14 protein-coding genes and 1 riboswitch are annotated in these 19,558 nt (G+C 56.3%); of the genes, 10 read left to right on the top strand and 4 right to left on the bottom strand.

Annotation, left to right across the window (positions count from 1 at the left end; all coding sequences use genetic code 11):
• The first annotated feature begins 1 nt into the window (after position 1).
• A complete protein-coding gene (locus F3J39_RS17195) occupies positions 2 to 2,434 on the top strand; it encodes a bifunctional aspartate kinase/homoserine dehydrogenase II (RefSeq protein WP_039381176.1) in 2,433 nt (810 codons plus the stop codon).
• 56 nt (positions 2,435 to 2,490) lie between these two features.
• Here the strand turns inward: F3J39_RS17195 and ppc are convergent, their stop codons facing one another.
• Positions 2,491 to 5,142, bottom strand: a complete 2,652-nt coding sequence (gene ppc, locus F3J39_RS17190; RefSeq protein ID WP_094111625.1) for a phosphoenolpyruvate carboxylase — start codon at positions 5,140 to 5,142, stop codon at positions 2,491 to 2,493.
• Positions 5,143 to 5,391: 249 nt separating this feature from the next.
• Complete coding sequence (gene argE / locus F3J39_RS17185; protein ID WP_166714471.1) at positions 5,392 to 6,540, bottom strand: acetylornithine deacetylase; 1,149 nt, start codon at positions 6,538 to 6,540, stop codon at positions 5,392 to 5,394.
• A gap of 164 nt (positions 6,541 to 6,704) precedes the next feature.
• On the opposite strand from argE, the gene argC reads away from it, so the two are divergent.
• From argC to oxyR, 5 genes are all read left to right on the top strand, one after another.
• A complete protein-coding gene (argC, locus tag F3J39_RS17180; protein WP_039381168.1) occupies positions 6,705 to 7,709 on the top strand; it encodes an N-acetyl-gamma-glutamyl-phosphate reductase in 1,005 nt (334 codons plus the stop codon).
• Positions 7,710 to 7,727: 18 nt separating this feature from the next.
• Positions 7,728 to 8,504 carry an acetylglutamate kinase gene (gene argB, locus F3J39_RS17175; protein ID WP_039381166.1) on the top strand — a complete coding sequence of 259 codons (777 nt, stop codon included), beginning with the start codon at positions 7,728 to 7,730 and terminating at the stop codon, positions 8,502 to 8,504.
• A gap of 14 nt (positions 8,505 to 8,518) precedes the next feature.
• Positions 8,519 to 9,736, top strand: coding sequence for an argininosuccinate synthase (locus tag F3J39_RS17170; RefSeq protein WP_039381164.1), 1,218 nt, complete (start codon positions 8,519 to 8,521; stop codon positions 9,734 to 9,736).
• A gap of 68 nt (positions 9,737 to 9,804) precedes the next feature.
• Complete coding sequence (gene argH / locus F3J39_RS17165) at positions 9,805 to 11,178, top strand: argininosuccinate lyase (protein WP_039381161.1); 1,374 nt, start codon at positions 9,805 to 9,807, stop codon at positions 11,176 to 11,178.
• A gap of 348 nt (positions 11,179 to 11,526) precedes the next feature.
• The gene (gene oxyR, locus F3J39_RS17160; protein ID WP_039381159.1) at positions 11,527 to 12,444 is read left to right on the top strand and encodes a DNA-binding transcriptional regulator OxyR; all 918 of its coding nucleotides are present in this window, start codon (positions 11,527 to 11,529) and stop codon (positions 12,442 to 12,444) included.
• On the opposite strand, the gene sthA is transcribed toward oxyR, so the two are convergent.
• Positions 12,427 to 13,827 carry a Si-specific NAD(P)(+) transhydrogenase gene (sthA, locus tag F3J39_RS17155; RefSeq protein ID WP_039381156.1) on the bottom strand — a complete coding sequence of 467 codons (1,401 nt, stop codon included), beginning with the start codon at positions 13,825 to 13,827 and terminating at the stop codon, positions 12,427 to 12,429. The two genes, oxyR and sthA, sit on opposite strands and share 18 nt — an antisense overlap.
• Before the next feature lie 193 nt (positions 13,828 to 14,020).
• Here sthA and fabR point away from each other — a divergent pair, with 193 nt between their 5' ends.
• Entirely contained in the window at positions 14,021 to 14,665 is a 645-nt protein-coding gene (fabR, locus tag F3J39_RS17150; RefSeq protein ID WP_039381154.1) for an HTH-type transcriptional repressor FabR, read from the top strand.
• Between the two features lie 18 nt (positions 14,666 to 14,683).
• Entirely contained in the window at positions 14,684 to 15,040 is a 357-nt protein-coding gene (locus F3J39_RS17145; protein WP_039381151.1) for a YijD family membrane protein, read from the top strand.
• A gap of 31 nt (positions 15,041 to 15,071) precedes the next feature.
• Here F3J39_RS17145 and trmA read toward each other — a convergent pair whose 3' ends face one another.
• Positions 15,072 to 16,175 (bottom strand): tRNA (uridine(54)-C5)-methyltransferase TrmA, encoded by a 1,104-nt coding sequence (gene trmA, locus F3J39_RS17140; protein WP_108570136.1) that lies wholly within the window; start codon positions 16,173 to 16,175, stop codon positions 15,072 to 15,074.
• Positions 16,176 to 16,287: 112 nt separating this feature from the next.
• A riboswitch (cobalamin riboswitch) is annotated at positions 16,288 to 16,469 on the top strand.
• A 68-nt stretch (positions 16,470 to 16,537) separates the two neighbouring features.
• Between trmA and btuB the strand changes: the two genes are divergently transcribed.
• Positions 16,538 to 18,403, top strand: coding sequence for a TonB-dependent vitamin B12 receptor BtuB (gene btuB, locus F3J39_RS17135; protein WP_166714470.1), 1,866 nt, complete (start codon positions 16,538 to 16,540; stop codon positions 18,401 to 18,403).
• The gene (gene murI, locus F3J39_RS17130; protein WP_039381143.1) at positions 18,348 to 19,199 is read left to right on the top strand and encodes a glutamate racemase; all 852 of its coding nucleotides are present in this window, start codon (positions 18,348 to 18,350) and stop codon (positions 19,197 to 19,199) included. Before btuB ends, murI begins: the two co-directional genes overlap by 56 nt.
• The last annotated feature ends 359 nt before the right edge of the window (positions 19,200 to 19,558 follow it).

Here is a 19,558-nt window from a genome sequence, read left to right as displayed (position 1 = left end):
CATGACCAGTACAGCAGGCGCGGGAACGCCGACGAAGCAGCTGCATAAATTTGGTGGCAGCAGCCTGGCGGATGCCAGCTGCTACCAGCGCGTAGCGGCCATTATGGCTGATTACAGTCAGCCAGGCGATCTCATGGTGGTCTCTGCCGCAGGCAGCACCACGAATCAGCTGATCGGCTGGCTGAAGCTGAGCCAGAGCGATCGCCTCTCGGCGCACCAGGTGCAGCAGACGCTTCGCCGCTACCACAGCGAGCTGATTGCTGCGCTGCTGCCAGCGGAGGCGGCCGACCGGCTGACTACCCTTTTTATCCGCGATCTGGAGCGCCTGGCGGCGCTACTGGATGGCGCGATAACTGAAGCGGTATATGCAGAAGTGGTCGGGCATGGCGAAATCTGGTCGGCGCGGCTGATGGCTGCGGTACTGAGTCAGCGCGATGTTGACGCCGCCTGGCTGGACGCACGTGATTTTCTGCGGGCGGAGCGCGCGGCTCAGCCGCAGGTGGATGAGGGAAAATCCTGGCCGCTGCTGCAGGCGCTGCTGGCGCAGCATCCGCATAAGCGTCTGGTCGTCACCGGTTTTATCAGTCGTAATGAGGCAGGTGAAACCGTGCTGCTGGGGCGCAACGGTTCTGACTATTCCGCTACCCAGATCGGGGCGCTCGCGGGTGCGGGGCGCGTGACCATCTGGAGCGATGTGGCTGGCGTCTATAGCGCCGATCCACGCAAAGTTTCCGATGCCTGCCTGCTGCCGCTGCTGCGGCTGGATGAAGCCAGCGAGCTGGCGCGACTGGCGGCGCCGGTACTCCATACCCGTACGCTGCAGCCGGTCTCCAGCAGCGATATCGATTTACAGCTGCGCTGCAGCTATCAGCCTGAGCAGGGTTCAACCCGTATTGAGCGCGTGCTGGCCTCCGGCACCGGCGCGCGTATTGTCACCAGTCACGACGATGTCTGTCTGGTGGAGATCCAGCTTGCTGAAGGTCACGATTTTGCTACGCAGCAAAAAGAGATCGATCAGCTGCTGAAGCGCGCCCAGCTGCGTCCGCTGGCAAGCGGCCTGCATCCCGATCGTCGCCTGCTGCAGCTCTGCTATACCGCAGAAGTGGTTAACAGTGCCTTTACGCTGCTGCAGGATGCGGCGCTGCCGGGCCATCTGCAGCTGCGCGATGGCATGGCGCTGGTGGCGCTGGTGGGAGCTGGCGTAACGCGCAATCCGCTGCACAGCCACCGTTTCTGGCAGCAGATTAAAGATCAGCCGGTTGAGTTTGTCTGGCAGTCAGAAGAGCATATCAGCCTGGTCGCGGTGCTGCGCACAGGACCGACCCGCCATCTGATTCAGGGACTGCATCAGTCGCTGTTTCGCGCAGAAAAACGTATCGGCCTGATGCTGTTCGGAAAGGGCAATATCGGCGCGCGCTGGCTGGAGCTGTTCGCTCGCGAGCAGGAAACGCTCTCCGCCCGTACCGGCTTTGAGTTTGTGCTGGCTGGCGTGGCTGACAGTCGTCGCAGCCTGCTGAGTTACGAAGGGCTGGATGCCAGCCGCACGCTGGCTTTTTTCGACGATGAAGCGCAGGCGCTGGATGAGGAGTCGCTGTTTCTGTGGATGCGCGCGCATCCGTTTGATGACCTGGTGGTGCTTGACGTAACCGCCAGCGCGCCGCTGGCGCAGCAGTATCTCGATTTTGCCAGTCACGGTTTTCACGTGATCAGCGCAAATAAAGTGGCTGGCGCATCAGACAGCCAGAGCTGGCGTCAGATCCGCGATGCCTTCGCCAAAACCGGGCGCCACTGGCTTTATAACGCGACGGTCGGTGCCGGTTTGCCGGTTAACCACACGGTACGCGACCTGCGCGAAAGTGGCGACTCAATACTCTCCATCAGCGGAATTTTCTCCGGCACGCTGTCGTGGCTGTTTTTGCAGTTTGACGGCAGCGTTCCCTTCAGCGAGCTGGTGGATCAGGCGTGGCAGCAGGGGCTGACTGAACCCGATCCGCGCGTCGATCTCTCCGGGCAGGATGTGAAGCGCAAGCTGGTGATCCTGGCGCGTGAGGCGGGCTACGATATCGAGCCGGATCAGGTGCGGGTAGAGTCGCTGGTACCAGTCGACTGTGAGGCGGAATCGGTTGATCACTTTTTTGAAAACGCAGACGAGCTGAATAACCAGATGCTGCAGCGCTACGAAGCGGCGCAGGAGCTGGGCCTGGTGCTGCGTTATGTGGCGCGCTTTGATGCCAGCGGTAAAGCCCGCGTCGGCGTGGAAGCGGTGCGGCCTGAACATCCGCTGGCAGCGCTGCTGCCGTGCGATAACGTCTTTGCCATTGAGAGCCGCTGGTACCGCGATAATCCGCTGGTGATCCGCGGACCCGGTGCCGGACGTGATGTTACCGCGGGTGCGCTGCAGTCGGATCTGAACCGTCTCGCCCAGCTGCTTTAATCCGGACTGCTGCAGAGAGAATAAAAAAGGAGCCTGAGGCTCCTTTTTTGTATCGGCTAACCGGTGTTGCGCATGCCGGCGGCCACGCCGGCGATGGTTACCATCAGCGCCTGCTCAACCCGCGCGTCCGGTTCGTCACCGCGTACTTCCTGCGCACGGGCGCGCAGCAGCAGCTCTGCCTGCAGCACGTTCAGGGGATCGGTATACACGTTGCGCAGCGCAATGGATTCGGCAATCCACGGCTGATCCGCCATCAGATGCGCATCATTTGCAATGGTCAGCACCGCTTTAATATCCGCTTCCAGCTGGTCGCGCAGCTGTTTACCCAGCGGCCAGAGCGCTTTATCAACCAGGCGCTGATCGTAATACTCTGCCAGCCACAGGTCAGCTTTGGAGAAGACCATCTCCAGCATCCCGAGGCGGGTTGAGAAGAACGGCCAGTCGCGGCACATCGTTTCCAGCTGATCCTGATGACCTTCATCCATCGCTTTCTGCAGCGCCGCACCGGCGCCGAGCCAGGCTGGCAGCATCAGACGGTTTTGCGTCCAGGCAAAAATCCACGGAATGGCGCGCAGGGATTCAACGCCACCGGTCGGACGACGTTTAGCCGGACGTGAGCCCAGCGGCAGTTTGCCCAGCTCCTGCTCCGGTGTGGCAGAGCGGAAGTAGGGAACAAAGTCAGCATTTTCACGGACATAGCCGCGATACATGGCGCAGGAGTGCGCAGAAAGGCCGTTCATGATCTCCCGCCACTCCTGTTCAGGCTCCGGCGGCGGCATCAGGTTCGCTTCCAGAATGGCCCCGGTATAGAGCGAGAGGCTGGCGATGGTGACTTCCGGCAAGCCATATTTAAAGCGGATCATTTCGCCCTGTTCTGTCACGCGCAGGCCACCTTTAAGACTGCCCGGCGGCTGAGAGAGCAGTGCGGCGTGCGCAGGTGCGCCGCCACGGCCAATGGAGCCGCCGCGACCGTGGAACAGCGTCAGGGTAATGCCCGCTTTTTCACAGGTTTTAATCAGCGCGTCCTGCGCCTGATACTGTGCCCAGCTGGCCGCCATCACGCCGGCATCTTTTGCCGAGTCGGAATAGCCAATCATTACCATCTGTTTGCCGTTGATAAAGCCGCGATACCAGTCGATATTCAGCAGCTGCGTCATAACATCATTGGCGTTGTTCAGGTCATCCAGCGTTTCAAACAGTGGCGCGACTGGCATAGCGTACGGAATGCCCGCCTCTTTCAGCAGCAGATGAACCGCCAGCACGTCAGAAGGCGTTTTCGCCATAGAGATCACGTAGGCCGCGATGGAACCCTGCGGCGCTTCGGCGGCGACTTTACAGGTTTCCAGCACTTCGCGCGTGTTGTCGCCCGGCTCCCACTGACGCGGCAGCAGCGGACGTTTTGAATTGAGTTCGCGGATCAGAAACGCCTGTTTGTCCGCTTCTGACCAGCTTTCGTAGTCGCCGAGGCCGAGATAGCGCGTAACTTCCGCAATCGCTTCGGTATGACGGGTGCTCTCCTGGCGGATGTCGATGCGCACCAGCGGAACGCCAAAGCATTTTACCCGGCGCAGCGTGTCCAGCAGCTGGCCATTAGCGATAATGCTCATACCACACTGCTGCAGCGACTGATAAATAGCAAACAGCGGCTGCCAGAGCTGCTCATTGGAGACCAGCAGATCGGTCGGGCGCGGCAGGCGTTCGCCTTTCAGGCGCTGCTCCAGATATGCCTGCGTGTTCATCAGCTGGCTGCGCATGCGTTTCAGGATCATGCGGTAAGGTTCAATTGCGTCCGGATCGCCGCACATTACGCGCACTTCGTCGCTGCACTCCGACATCGACAGCTCAGAGATCAGCACCCCTACATCGCGCAGGAAGAGGTCGGCTGCTTTCCAGCGGCTCAGCTGCATGACGTGGCGGGTAATAGGTGCGGTCACGTTCGGGTTGCCGTCACGATCGCCGCCCATCCACGACGTGAATTTAATCGGCACAAAATCCACCGGCAGCTGAATGCCAAACGTCTCTTCAACCTGCTCATTCAGTTCACGCAGAAACGCGGGAACGCCCTCCCACAGGCTATTTTCCACGACAGCGAAGCCCCATTTCGCTTCATCGACCGGGGTAGGGCGATATTTACGGATCTCATCCGTATGCCACGCCTGCGCTACCAGCTGGCGCAGACGGCGCATCACCTGATTGCGCTCATAATCGGTGATATCAGCGTGATCGAGCTGCTCCAGGCAGCTGTTCACTTCGCCGAGCTTGTGGATCAGGGTGCGGCGGGTAATTTCAGTCGGGTGTGCGGTCAGGACCAGCTCCAGCGACAGCTCTTCAATCGCCTGACGGATAGCCATTTCGCTGAGATCGTTATGCTGCTTCAGGCGCTCAAACGTCTTTTTCAGCAGCTCCGGATGGTTAGCGCCATCGCCGCTGCGTGAAATGGTCTGATACTGTTCAGCCACGTTAGTAAGGTTAAGAAACTGACTAAAGGCGCGGGCCACCGGCAGCAGCTCATCGTTTGACAGGTTCTGCAGCGTTGACAGCAGCTCCCGACGATGAGAGTCATTGCCTGCACGGGATGACTTAGAGAGTTTGCGGATGGTTTCCACCCGATCGAGAATGTTCTCTCCCAGTGCATCCTTTATCGTATCCCCGAGCAGTTTGCCGAGCATACTGACATTACTTCGCATTGCGGAATATTGTTCGTTCATTTGACCCTGACACCCTTATCGTCTTTTAACCCCTCTGGACCCAACCAGCGGGTATAACATCATCTTTTATCTAGCCACGATTTGTGAACTCCGTCAATTAGCCTGAACTGACGAAAACAGGCAGCTAACGTGCGAAAAGTGATAAGTTTTATTGGGGATAGAGAGAGATAAGTTATTCTTATCAGCAAACACCGGATAATGACGGGGCATTTTGCTGATTAAACAGTGAAATGCCCCGCAGATTATCTATCAGTGACAAAAATGCTGCACAACCTGCGTGATCAGGGCGTGAGTTGGCTTAATAAATGCGGTATCGATAAATTCATCCGGCTGATGCGCCTGCTCGATTGAACCTGGTCCCAGCACCAGCGTCGGGCAGATCTGCTGAATAAAAGGCGCTTCGGTACAGTAGTTGACCACTTCCGTCGGCACGCCCAGCAGCTTCTCCACCACCGTAACCAGTTCATGATCGGCCGGACACTCATAACCCGGAATAGGCGGATGCAGTTCGCCTACGGTCAGGCGGCCAGGCCAGCGGGCGCTCACCGGTGCCAGCGCTTCATTCAGCAAGCCATCCAGATCGTTCAGGCTCAGGCCCGGCAGCGGCCGGATATCCATATGCAGTTCGCAACAGGCGCAGATGCGGTTAGCCGCGTCACCACCATGAATATGACCAAAGTTCATAGTCGGATAAGGAATGGCAAAGCCATCATGGTGATAGCGCTCTTTCAGGGTATGGCGCAGCTTCATCAGTTCTGTAATAGAGGCGTGCATCAGCTCAATCGCATTCACGCCGCGCGCCGGATCGCTGGAGTGGCCTGACTGGCCCTCAATGCGGATAGCGTGTGAAAGGTGGCCTTTGTGGGCGCGCACCGGTTTGAGCGAGGTAGGCTCACCGATAATGGCGCAGTCGGGGCGCAGCCGGGCTGACTCAGAGAAATATTTGGCACCTGCCATCGTGGTCTCTTCGTCAGCGGTCGCCAGCACATAGAGCGGTTTTTTAAGCTTAGTGACGTCAACATCGCGCAGCGCATCGAGAATAAAGGCGAAGAAGCCTTTCATATCTGCCGTGCCCAGCCCGTAAAGTTTATTGTCATGTTCAGTCAGGACAAACGGATCGCGTGTCCAGCGTCCGTCATCAAAGGGTACGGTGTCAGTATGACCCGCCAGCAGCAGTCCGCCTGCGCCTTCACCGCTGCGCGCCAGCAGGTTGAACTTATGTCGCGTGCCCGGCACCGGCTGAACTTCAACGCTGAAGCCCAGATCGCGGAACCAGCCCGCCAGCAAATTGATTAAACTTTCGTTGCTCTGGTCAAGCGCGCTGTCGGTTGCGCTGATTGACGGTGAGGCGATCAACTGGCGGTAGAGTTCGATAAAAGGTGGAATTTTTGACTTCACTGTTGACGGTCCTTAGGTTAGGATGTATCAATATTCATGCACTAATAGTGAATAAAAATACATTAACGTCGTCTGCATGTGAACTGAAAAAGTGCAAACGGCATCGTGGGCAACGGGGCACGGCCGCGACCCGATACGTTGACTGTAAAAAGGTATACAGCCTGATGTTGAATACGCTGATCGTTGGTGCCAGTGGTTATGCTGGCGTAGAGCTTGCCACTTACCTGAATCGCCATCCGCATATGAACATAACCGCTTTAGCGGTTTCAGCGCAAAGCCCGGATGCCGGAAAATTGCTCTCCGATCTCCATCCGCAGCTGAAAGGTATCGTGGATCTGCCGCTGCAGCCGCTGAGCGATCCGGCGGCGTGGGCAGAGAAAGTCGATGTGGTGTTCCTCGCGACGGCACATGAAGTCAGCCACGATCTGGCACCTGAATTTCTGAAAGCAGGCTGCGTGGTCTTCGATCTCTCAGGCGCCTTCCGGGTCAACGATGAGGCGTTCTACACCCGCTATTATGGCTTCAGTCATCAGCATCAGGCGTGGCTGGATAACGCGGTATATGGTCTGGCCGAATGGAATCACGAACGTATTAAAGAGGCCCAGCTGGTGGCCGTGCCTGGGTGCTATCCCACCGCAGCGCAGCTGGCGCTGAAGCCGCTGCTCAAAGCGGATCTGCTGAATGACGCGCAGTGGCCGGTAATCAATGCCACCAGCGGCGTCAGCGGAGCCGGGCGTAAAGCCAGCGTCGCGACCAGCTTTTGCGAAGTGAGCCTGCAGCCCTACGGCCTGTTTAACCACCGTCATCATCCGGAAATAGTTGCCCATCTTGGCGCGCCGGTTATTTTTACCCCGCATCTGGGTAATTTTCCCCGCGGTATTCTCGCAACCATCACCTGCCGTCTGAAAGCGGGCATTACGCAGCAGGATGTGACCGATGCGTTTTATGCGGCCTATCACGACAAGCCGCTGGTGCGCCTCTATGACAACGGCGTACCGGCGCTGAAAGCGGTAGTGGGCCTGCCGTTCTGCGATATCGGTTTTGCCGTACAGGATGAGCATCTGATTGTAGTCGCGGCAGAAGATAACCTGCTGAAAGGCGCGTCATCACAGGCGATTCAGTGTCTGAATATTCGTTTCGGTTTCCCTGAAACGCTCTCTCTGATTTAACGGACGGATAACGTAACCATGAGCAATCCACTGATCATTAAACTGGGCGGCGTACTGCTGGATAGCGAAGAAGCACTGGCCCGGCTGTTTGATGCGCTGCTGGCGTACCGCAATGAACATCAGCGTCCGCTGGTGATTGTGCACGGCGGCGGCTGTCTGGTCGACGAACTGATGAAAAAGCTCGCGCTGCCGGTGAAAAAGAAAGATGGCCTGCGCGTTACACCCGCCGATCAAATCGACATTATTACCGGCGCGCTGGCGGGCACTGCGAATAAAACGCTGCTGGCGTGGGCAACCCGTTACGGCATTAATGCTGTCGGGCTGTGTCTGGGCGATGCCGGACTGGTCAGCGTCGCGCAGTTTGATGAAGAGCTGGGGCATGTCGGGCAGGCCACGCCGGGCAACCCTGCGCTGCTGAATACGCTGCTGAATGCAGGCTATATGCCGGTTATCAGCTCAATTGGCATCACTGCCGGCGGAGCGCTGATGAATGTGAATGCCGATCAGGCAGCGACGGCGCTGGCAGCCACTATCGGAGCCGATCTGGTGCTGCTCTCTGACGTCAGCGGCATTCTCGACGGCAAAGGCCAGCGCATCGCTGAAATGACCGCAGCGAAAGCGGAACAGCTGATTGCGCAGGGCATTATTACCGACGGTATGATTGTTAAAGTCAATGCTGCGCTGGATGCGGCACGCACGCTGGGCCGTCCGGTCGATATCGCCAGCTGGCGCCATGCTGAGCAGCTGCCCGACCTTTTCAACGGCGTGTCGATTGGCACCCGGATTCTCGCATAATCAAGGATTAAGACATGAGCACGCAAAACATTAAAAAAATCGTTCTGGCCTACTCAGGCGGCCTCGATACCTCAGCCATCATTCCATGGCTGAAAGAGAACTACGGCGGCTGCGAAGTTGTGGCGTTTGTCGCCAATATTGGTCAGGACCCGGCCGACCTGGAAGGCGTTGAGAAAAAAGCGCTGCAGTCGGGCGCATCTGAATGTCACGTAGTAGATCTGCGTGAAGAGTTCATCAGCGATTACGTCTATCCGGTGCTGCAGACCGGTGCCCTGTATGAAGGCACCTATCTGCTGGGCACGTCAATGGCGCGTCCTATCATTGCTAAAGCGCAGGTTGAACTGGCGCTGAAAGTGGGTGCTGACGCGCTGTGCCACGGCGCAACCGGTAAAGGCAACGACCAGGTGCGTTTCGAAACCACCTATACCGCGCTGGCACCACAGCTTAAAGTTGTTGCGCCATGGCGTGAGTGGGATCTGCGTTCGCGTGAGGCGCTGCTCGACTATCTGAAAGAGCGCAATATCCCGACGACCGCGTCGCTGGAGAAGATCTACAGCCGCGATGAGAACGCGTGGCATATCTCCACCGAAGGTGGCGTGCTGGAAAGTCCGTGGAATGCACCGAATAAAGATTGCTGGGTATGGACCGTGGATCCGCTTGAAGCGCCGGACCAGCCGGAAAATGTCACCGTGACCGTTGAAAAAGGCTGCGTGGTTGCCGTAAACGGCGAGCAGCTGAGCCCGTTCCAGTGCCTGGAAAAACTGAACGTACTGGGTGCTAAACATGGCGTTGGCCGGATCGATATCGTGGAAAACCGTCTGGTTGGCATCAAATCACGCGGCTGCTATGAAACCCCTGGCGGTACCATCATGGTAAATGCGCTGCGTGCGGTTGAGCAGCTGGTTCTGGATCGCGACAGCTTCAAATGGCGTGAGCAGCTGGGCCAGGAGATGTCTTACGTGGTTTACGATGGTCGCTGGTTCGCGCCGCTGCGCCAGTCTATTCAGGCGGCGGCGGCATCGCTGGCTGAAGAGGTCAACGGCGAAGTGGTTCTGCAGCTTTACAAAGGTCAGGCTACGGCGATTCAGAAGAAATCGGCTAACAGCCTCTACTCAGAAGAGTTCGCCACCTTTGGTGAAGATGAGGTGTATGACCATCGTCACGCGGGCGGCTTTATTCGCCTGTTCTCCCTCTCTTCGCGCATTCGTGCGCTGAACGAGCAGAAGAAGTAAGCACGCGGCAGCAGTTATATAAGGGCGGCTCAGGCCGCCTTTTTCAACACGATTTCAGGAGCAAGCAGATGGCACTTTGGGGCGGACGGTTCTCGCAGGCAGCAGACCAGCGGTTTAAACAGTTTAATGATTCACTGCGTTTTGATTACCGCCTGGCGGAGCAGGACATTACCGGCTCTGTGGCGTGGTCAAAAGCGCTGGTAACCGTGAACGTTTTAACCTCAACGGAACAGCAGCAGCTTGAAGCGGCGCTGAACGAGCTGCTGGCGGACGTACGCGCGAATCCGTCACAGATCCTGGAAAGCGATGCAGAAGATATTCACAGTTGGGTCGAGGGCAAGCTGATCGATAAGGTCGGGGCGCTGGGTAAAAAGCTGCATACCGGACGCAGCCGTAACGATCAGGTTGCCACCGATCTGAAGCTCTGGTGCAAAGAGCAGGTTGCCCTGCTGCTGGACGCGACGCGTCAGCTGCAGAGCGCGCTGGTGGCGACGGCAGAAGCGAATCAGGATGCCGTCATGCCGGGCTATACGCATCTGCAGCGCGCGCAGCCGGTTACATTCGCCCACTGGTGTCTGGCGTATACCGAAATGCTGGCGCGCGATGAGAGCCGTCTGCAGGATACGCTGAAGCGGCTGGATGTCAGCCCGCTGGGCTGTGGTGCGCTGGCCGGTACCGCTTATGAGATTGACCGCGAGCAGCTGGCAGGCTGGCTCGGTTTTGCTTCGGCAACGCGTAACAGCCTGGATACCGTATCCGATCGCGATCACGTGCTGGAGCTGCTCTCCGACGCGTCAATTGGCATGGTGCATCTGTCGCGCTTTGCAGAAGACCTGATTTTCTTTAACACGGGCGAGGCGGGCTTCGTCGAGCTGTCTGATAAAGTCACCTCAGGTTCATCGCTGATGCCGCAGAAGAAAAATCCGGATGCGCTGGAGCTGATTCGCGGTAAATGCGGCCGTGTCCAGGGCGCACTGACCGGCATGATGATGACGCTGAAAGGCCTGCCGCTGGCCTACAACAAAGATATGCAGGAAGATAAAGAAGGGCTGTTTGACGCGCTGGATACCTGGCTCGACTGTCTGCATATGTCAGTGCTGGTTCTGGATGGTATTCAGGTTAAACGTCCGCGTTGTCAGGAAGCGGCTGAACAGGGCTACGCCAATGCCACTGAGCTGGCAGACTATCTGGTCGCGAAAGGCGTGCCGTTCCGCGAGGCGCATCATATTGTGGGAGAAGCGGTCGTCGCGGCTATCCAGCAGGGTGTGGCGCTGGAAGCGCTGAGTCTGGCTCAGCTGAAGCAGTTCAGTGACGTCATCGAAGAGGATGTCTATCCGGTGCTTTCGCTGCAGTCCTGCCTCGACAAGCGTAACGCGCGCGGTGGTGTTGCGCCGCAGCAGGTAGCCCAGGCGATTCGCGAAGCACAGGCGCGTCTGCAATAGCCGCTCCCGGACGCTGGCCGGTTTGATACGCCATAAAAAAAGCGGGCTTTATAAAAAGCCCGCCAACCTCTGGCTTCGGAATTGCATATTTTTATAGGCACATCATCAGCGTACCGGCACTCCCCGCCAGCACAGTGATTGGGTTCAGCAAAACAGATTTGCTGCGTAAAAAGCGTTTTTTGTAAAAGCGTTCAGCCCCGGCACATGTTCAGCAAATAAATAAATTTCTCTACAAATGCATGGGCTTAAATCAGTGAGCGCTATTATTCCCGTGCACAGCTTGATAGGGCCAATCGTTCGTTGCTATTCTATCTATCGCCACGGGCTATCGTGGTTTGGAGGATATTAATGAACATTCGCGATCTCGAGTATCTGGTTTCACTTGCGGAACACCGCCATTTCCGTCGCGCTGCTGATGCCTGTCATGTCAGTCAGCCGACTCTGAGCGGACAGATCCGCAAGCTGGAAGATGAACTGGGCGTCATGCTGCTGGAACGTACCAGCCGTAAAGTGCTGTTCACCCAGGCAGGATTACTGCTGGTTGATCAGGCGCGAACCGTACTGCGTGAGGTTAAGGTGCTGAAAGAGATGGCCAGCCAGCAGGGTGAAGCGATGTCCGGACCGCTGCATATCGGACTGATCCCCACGACCGGCCCCTATCTGCTGCCCAATATTATTCCTATGCTGCATCAGACTTTCCCGAAGCTGGAGATGTATCTGCATGAAGCACAGACTCAGCAGCTGCTGGCACAGCTCGACAGCGGGAAACTTGACTGCGCTATTCTGGCGCTGGTTAAAGAGAGTGAAGCCTTTATTGAAGTGCCGCTGTTTGATGAGCCCATGAAGCTGGCGATCTACAAAGATCACCCGTGGCACGATCGCGATCGCGTGCCGATGTCCGATCTGGCGGGTGAAAAACTGCTGATGCTGGAAGATGGTCACTGCCTGCGCGACCAGGCGATGGGCTTCTGCTTTGAGGCGGGTGCGGACGAAGATACCCATTTTCGCGCCACCAGCCTGGAAACGCTGCGTAATATGGTGGCGGCCGGCAGCGGCATTACGCTACTGCCTTCACTGGCGGTGCCTAAAGAGCGCGTGCGCGATGGTGTCTGCTATCTGCCCTGTTATAAACCGGTACCGCAGCGCACTATCGCGCTGGTTTACCGGCCAGGTTCGCCTCTGCGCAGCCGCTATGAGCAGCTGGCAGAAGCAATCAAAACCCATATGCAGGGCCATTTTGACGCCGCGTTAAAACAGGCGGTTTAATCCGTTCAGCGCGGCTACACGATAGGCTTCAGCCATGGTGGGGTAGTTAAAGGTGGTATTCACGAAGTACTCAATCGTGTTACCGCCGTTTTTCTGCTCCATAATGGCCTGCCCGATGTGAATAATCTCCGCCGCGCGCTCACCAAAGCAGTGGATCCCCAGAATCTCTTTTGTCTCGCGGTGAAACAGAATTTTCAGGCTGCCGACGTGCATGCCAACAATCTGCGCGCGTGCCAGATGCTTAAACTGCGCACGGCCTACTTCATAAGGCACTTTCATCGCGGTCAGCTGCTGCTCTGTTTTTCCTACCGAGCTGATTTCAGGAATGGTGTAGATACCGGTCGGAATATCTTCGATCAGATGCGCACTCGCTTCACCTTTGATGATCGCCTGAGCAGCAATACGCCCCTGATCGTAGGCGGCGGAAGCCAGGCTTGGATAGCCAATCACATCACCCACGGCATAAATATGTGGCTGCGCGGTCTGATACATACTGTTGACTTTGAGCAGGCCGCGTCCATCCGCTTCCAGACCCACGTTCTCCAGCGAAAGCGAGTCGGTATTCCCGGTGCGGCCGTTCGCATACAGCAGACAATCCGCTTTGACTTTTTTGCCGGACTTCAGGTGCATGATCACGCCATCGCTGACGCCTTCAATCTTCTCAAACTCTTCGTTATGACGGATCACTACGCCGCTGTTCCAGAAGTGGTAAGAGAGAGAATCGGACATCTCTTGATCGAGAAACGCCAGCAGACGATCGCGGGTGTTGATGAGATCGACCTTGACGTTGAGGCCGCGGAAGATAGAGGCGTATTCGCAGCCAATCACGCCGGCACCATAGATGATCACATGACCCGGTTCATGATGCAGGTTCAGAATAGAGTCGGAATCGTAGATGCGCGGGTGTGTAAAGTCGACGTCAGCCGGGTGATAGGGACGTGAGCCGCAGGCAATGACAAATTTTTCTGCTGTCAGCTGCTCGCGGGTGCCATCAGGCTGCTCCACCTCTATCGTGTTGGCATCAACAAAATGCGCGTCGCCCTGATAGAGTTCACAGCGGTTACGCTCATAAAAGCCCTGGCGCATGGCAGTCTGCTGACTGATAACATTTTCGGTGTGGTTAAGGATGTCAGCGAACGAGGAGCGGAGAAGACGGGTATGATCGCTGTAGAGCGGGTTCTGATTGAATTCAATGATGCGGCTGACGGCATGACGCAGCGCTTTGGAAGGGATGGTTCCCCAGTGTGTACAACCGCCGCCAATGTTGTGGTAGCGTTCGATCACTGCGATGCGCGCTCCCTGCTTGACCAGCCCCATCGCCGCACCTTCGCCGCCCGGACCGGAGCCAATTACAATGGCATCGTAATCGTAAGACTTTTGCATACCAGTACGTCCTATTCTTCTATACATTTTTACAACGAGATTCTAACATCTCGCCGCGCACATCTGAATTCTAACAGTGAAAAATGCAGAAGTTTGACATTCAGTGAGGTTAACAGGCGGTGACAAAGTTTGCCCGGCTGTACGCTGAAAAGTTTGTTATAGTGAGCGCCTGATTACTCACAAGGCCGCAAAAATGGGCGTTCGGGCGCAACAAAAAGAACGTACAAGACGTTCGCTGATTGAAGCTGCATTCAGTCAGCTTAGTGCAGAAAGGAGTTTTGCCAGCCTGAGTTTACGCGAAGTGGCACGTGAAGCCGGCATTGCCCCAACCTCATTTTATCGTCACTTTCGCGATGTGGATGAGCTTGGACTGACCATGGTTGATGAGAGCGGGCTGATGCTGCGCCAGCTGATGCGCCAGGCGCGCCAGCGTATCGCGAAAGGCGGCAGCATCATTAAAACGTCGGTGGCAACCTTTATGGAGTTCATCGGCAACAACCCGAATGCGTTTCGGCTTCTGCTGCGCGAACGTTCCGGCACGTCAGCCGCCTTCCGCGCTGCTGTTGCACGTGAGATCCAGCATTTTATCGCCGAACTGGCTGACTACCTTGAGCTGGAAAGCCGTATGCCGCGCAGCTTTACCGAAGCGCAGGCTGAGGCGATGGTGACCATTGTTTTTAGCGCCGGCGCTGAAGCGCTGGATGTCGACTCTGACCAGCGGCGTAAGCTGGAAGAGCGGCTGGTACTGCAGCTGCGTATGATCGCCAAAGGCGCCTACTACTGGTATCGCCGGGAACAAGAGCGGCTGGCCGTGACCCTGGAAATCCCTGAAAAATAACGTGATAAGGATAATGAAATGATTGAGCAGCATCCTCGTGATAAAGGAACGTTATTACTCTCTTTTATCACTGGTTTAGCAATCAACGGCTCCTTTTCGGCGCTGTTCAGTAGCTTTGTGCCGTTTTCCATTTTTCCGCTGATAGCGCTTGGGCTGTCAGCATGGTGCCTGCACCAGCGTTATCTCAATCGCAATATGCCGGACGGCATGCCGTCACTGGCCGCGGCATTTTTTCTGCTGGGCATTCTGGTTTATAGCGCCATGGTGCGCGCAGAATATCCGGATATTGGCTCGAACTTCATTCCTGTCATTCTGATGACGGGACTGGTGTTCTGGATTGGCACGCGCTTCCGCCGCGCCAGAAGCCGGCAGTAAAAAAAACGGGAACCTGCGGGTTCCCGTTTTTTTATGCTTTGCGCGTCAGCAATACGCCGCATTCCATATGGTGGGTGTACGGGAACTGATCGAACAGCGCCAGTCGCTCAATCTGATGCGTGCCTGACAGCGCGGCCAGATTGTCGCACAGAGTCTGCGGGTTACAGGAGATATACAGAATACGCGGATACGCCTGCACCATTTTTACCGTTTCATCATCCAGCCCGCTGCGTGGCGGATCGACAAAAATGGTCTCGCACTGATAGCTGCTGAGATCGATGCCTTCCAGCCGGTTAAAGCTGCGCACGCCGTTCATGGCCTGGGTAAACTCTTCCGCTGCCATACGAATAATCTGTACGTTATCGATCTGATTCACAGCGATATTGTACTGAGCCGACGCCACCGAGGGCTTGGCTATCTCTGTGGCCAGTACGCGGCGGAAATTGCGCGCCAGCGCCAGCGAAAAGTTACCGTTACCGCAGTAAAGCTCCAGCAGGTCGCCACGCGACTGCTGCGTAACATCCAGCGCCCACTCCAGCATCTGAATGTTCATGGCGGCATTAGGCTGGGTAAAGCTGTTTTCCACCTGGCGGTAAATCAGCTCTTTGCCCGCCACCGGCAGACGCTCATCCACGTAGTCGCGATCCAGACAGATTTTGGTTTTGGTCGCGCGTCCAATCAGCTGCACATCAAATCCTTCAGCGCGCAGCTGGTCACGCAGCGTGCTGGCGGCGGCATGCCACTCTTCTTCCAGTTTGCGATGATAAAGCAGGGAGATCACAATCTGGTTGCTCAGCGTGGAGAGATAATCGATCTGGAACAGCTTAAAGCGCAGCACCTGATTATCACGTATCGCTGCCATCAGCCTGGGCATCATCTGATTAATCAGCTCGCTGGCGGCCGGAAAGCTGTCCACGCGAATGCGCTGTTTGGTCGTCTGGTCGAAGATGATGTGATAGAGGTCGTCACCGTCGTGCCAGATGCGAAACTCTGCGCGCATACGGTAGTGACTGACCGGCGATCGGAACACCTCCACGTCAGGCGCGGTGAAAGGGGTCATCATCGTCTGTAAACGGCTGACTTTTTCAGCGAGTTGCGCGTCATACTGGTCAATCGGAAGCTGTTCGGGTGTCATCTTCAATCCTGGTAATAAGCCTGCTTGCCGGGCGATTGTAGGCATTCAACTGCTGATGTCCAGCCCAACCGAACGTCAGAAAGCGGGAGGGGTGGATCGGCGGCGGGCTTAACCGTAGACTGCGGCCGCCGGCCTCATTGAGTTAAAAGGGAATCCAGTGCAAATCTGGAGCTGACGCGCAGCGGTAAAAGAATGTCGTGGTGATCGCCCAGGCAGACACTGTCCTGACGGATGGGAAGTCTTCACCATTTATGGTTCTCAGCCCGAAGACCTGCCGGTGTATCGTCGCAAACGCTGAGATCATCGCGTGCTATCGATCTCAGGCCTGCGGCATCCGGCTCGATCCTTTGGATGCTATAACAATGAAAATAACCTCTGCTTCGCTGTTCGCCCTGAGTGCAACAGCGCTGTCGCTCTGGGCGCCCTCTGGCTATGCCCGGAAAAATGATAATACGCAACTTGTCACCGCTAACCGCTTTCAGCAGCCGGTCAGCAGCGTGCTGGCACCGGGTGAGGTGATCACGCGGGAAGATATCGATCGCTGGCAGGCAAAATCGCTGACTGATGTCATGCGGCGCCTGCCGGGCGTGGATATTGCGCAAAACGGTGGTCCGGGCCAGACCAGTTACATCTATATTCGCGGTGCGGAAGCGCGTCATACGCTGGTGCTGATTGATGGGATCCCGCTGGCGAAGTCGGGGATCACCGGCATCGCTGACTTTAGCCAGATTCCGCTGGCGTTGATTCAGCGTATTGAGCTGATCCGCGGACCACGCTCCGCCGTTTACGGCGCCGATGCCATTGGCGGCGTGGTGAACATCATTACTGAGAACAGCGAGCCAGGCGGGCAGATAACGGCGGGCCTCGGGTCGAATCGCTATCAGGAGTATGATGCGGCGCTGCGACACAAGGTGGGCGAGGATACGCTGGTAACCGTAGCGGGGGCCTTTCAGTCGACGCGCGGCTATAACATCCAGCCGCAGTCGGCGTACGCAGTGGATGGCGATCGGGACGGCTTTCGCAGTAAAACATTCTGGGCCGGTGTGAATCACCGTTTCAGCGACAGTTTATCCGCCTTCTTTCGCGGCTACGGCTACGGCAATAATAGTGCGTATGATGCAGGCTATCAGGACGGCAGTGATAAACGGCAGATCTATAATCATACCTATGAAGGCGGTATGAAGTTCAGTGAAGAGCGCTACTCTTCGGAACTGAGCTACAGCTACCAGCGCTATAAAGATTACAACTATGCCAGTACGCTCGGCCTCTATCGTCCGGGCATGTCGCTGGATGATATGAGCCAGCGCAATCTGCAGTGGGGTAACAGTGTTGCCATGGCGCATGGCACACTCAGCGCCGGCATCGACTGGCAGCAGCAGAAACTGGCGTCCAGCGATCGGTTCAGCGCTGACAACTACACGCGTAACAGCACCGGTTACTATCTGACTACGCAGCAGCAGTTCAATACGCTTACGCTGGAAGGTGCGCTGCGCGGTGACGATAACAACCAGTTTGGCTGGAACGGCACGTGGCAGGCAGCGGCGGGATGGGCGTTTATGCCCGATTATCGCCTCATCTTTTCGTATGGCACCGCTTTCCAGGCACCTACACTGGGGCAGATGTATGGGCAGAGCCGTCTGTTTATTGCATCCAATCCCGATCTCCGGGCTGAGAGGTCACATCAGATTGAAACCGGTCTCGAAGGACTCAGCGGTCCGGTCGAATGGCACCTCTACCTTTACCAGAATAAAATCAATAACCTGATCGACTACAGAGCTGACGAAAACTTTACTGGCACCTACTACAACGTACAGTCAGCGACGATTAAAGGCGTGGAGTGGAGCGGCAGTGCAGATACCGGTATTTTTACCCACCGTATCACGCTGCAATATATCGATCCGCGCCGCGATGACGATAATGAGGTGCTGGCACACCGTTCCCGCCAGCAATATAAGTATCAGCTGGACTGGACCGCACTGGATATCGACTTTGATCTCGCCTGGCAATATTTTGGTAAAAGCTACAACAACAATACCAACCAGTACGCAGCAACACAGCGTCGCATGCCGGGTTATAGCCTGGTTGATTTCTCAGCTGCGTATCCGGTCACGTCTCATCTGACAGTTCGTGGTAAAATTGCCAATCTGTTGGATAAGGATTATGAGACGGTTTATGGCTATCGCACCCCTGGACGAGAATACTACCTTAGCGCCAGCTACAGCTTCTGATCTCCGTCCCACCGTGCTGGTGTTTGATTCCGGCGTAGGTGGGCTTTCCGTCTATGATGAAGTCCGGCAGCTGCTGCCGGACCTGCACTATCTCTACGCTTTCGATAATGAAGGGTTTCCCTATGGCGAGAAAACGGAAACGTACATTGTTGAACGCGTAGTGGCAGTGGTTACGGCCATTACGCAGCGTTTTCCGCTCGCATTAGTCATCATTGCCTGTAACTCGGCCAGTACCGTCTCTTTACCTGCACTGCGCGAACGCTTTGCGTTTCCGGTCGTCGGCGTGGTGCCGGCAATTAAACCGGCGGCTCGCCTGACACGTAACGGAGTCGTCGGGCTGCTGGCAACGCGGGGAACGGTAAAGCGTCCTTATACCCATGAACTGGTGAAACAGTTTGCCCGGGAGTGCACCATTGAGATGCTGGGGTCTGCTGAGCTGGTGGAACTGGCAGAGGCGAAGCTGCATGGTGAACCGGTATCACTGAATGATGTTCGCCGGGCAGTGCAACCCTGGTTACGTATGAAAGAGCCGCCGGATACGGTCGTGCTGGGCTGCACGCACTTTCCACTGCTGCGCGATGAACTGCAGCAGGTTCTGCCGGATGGAACCCGGCTGGTTGATTCCGGTGCTGCTATAGCCAGGCGTACCGTCTGGCTGCTTGAGCACGAGGCGCCTGATGCGGCTTCTGCTGACAGCAACATCGCGTTTTGCACATCTATGGATGAAGAAGCGGTACAGTTATCCGGCGTTTTACAGCGTTATGGCTTTCCGCTGCTCGAAAAACTGGCAGTTTGAGGCGGTTTCGCTGAAAAAAACAACACTCAGAAAATAATTCAAAATTAGCACTTGTCAGCCCGGAAGAACTCCCTATAATGCGCCTCCACTGACACGGCACAACGGCTTACGAAGCGTCGCGTTAAGCAGGTGGCTTTTACAGCAACCTTCAGAAAAGCAAAAATAAATGCTTGACTGAAAATGCGGAAAGCGTAATATACGCATCCCGCGCCGCTTGAGAAATCGCGGCACTGCTCTTTAACAATTTATCAGACAATCTGTGTGGGCACTCGCAGGATTGATATCACAAGCCTACGGGCTTTAAAAAATATCAAGTCTTTGCTGAGTGAACACGTAATTCATTACGAAGTTTAATTCAC

It is taken from the genome of Pantoea sp. Acro-807 (assembly GCF_011752675.1).
Classification (GTDB): Bacteria; Pseudomonadota; Gammaproteobacteria; order Enterobacterales; family Enterobacteriaceae; genus Pantoea; species Pantoea eucrina.
Note: the sequence above shows the minus strand (reverse complement) of the source record. Positions and strands in the feature narration are given on the sequence as shown.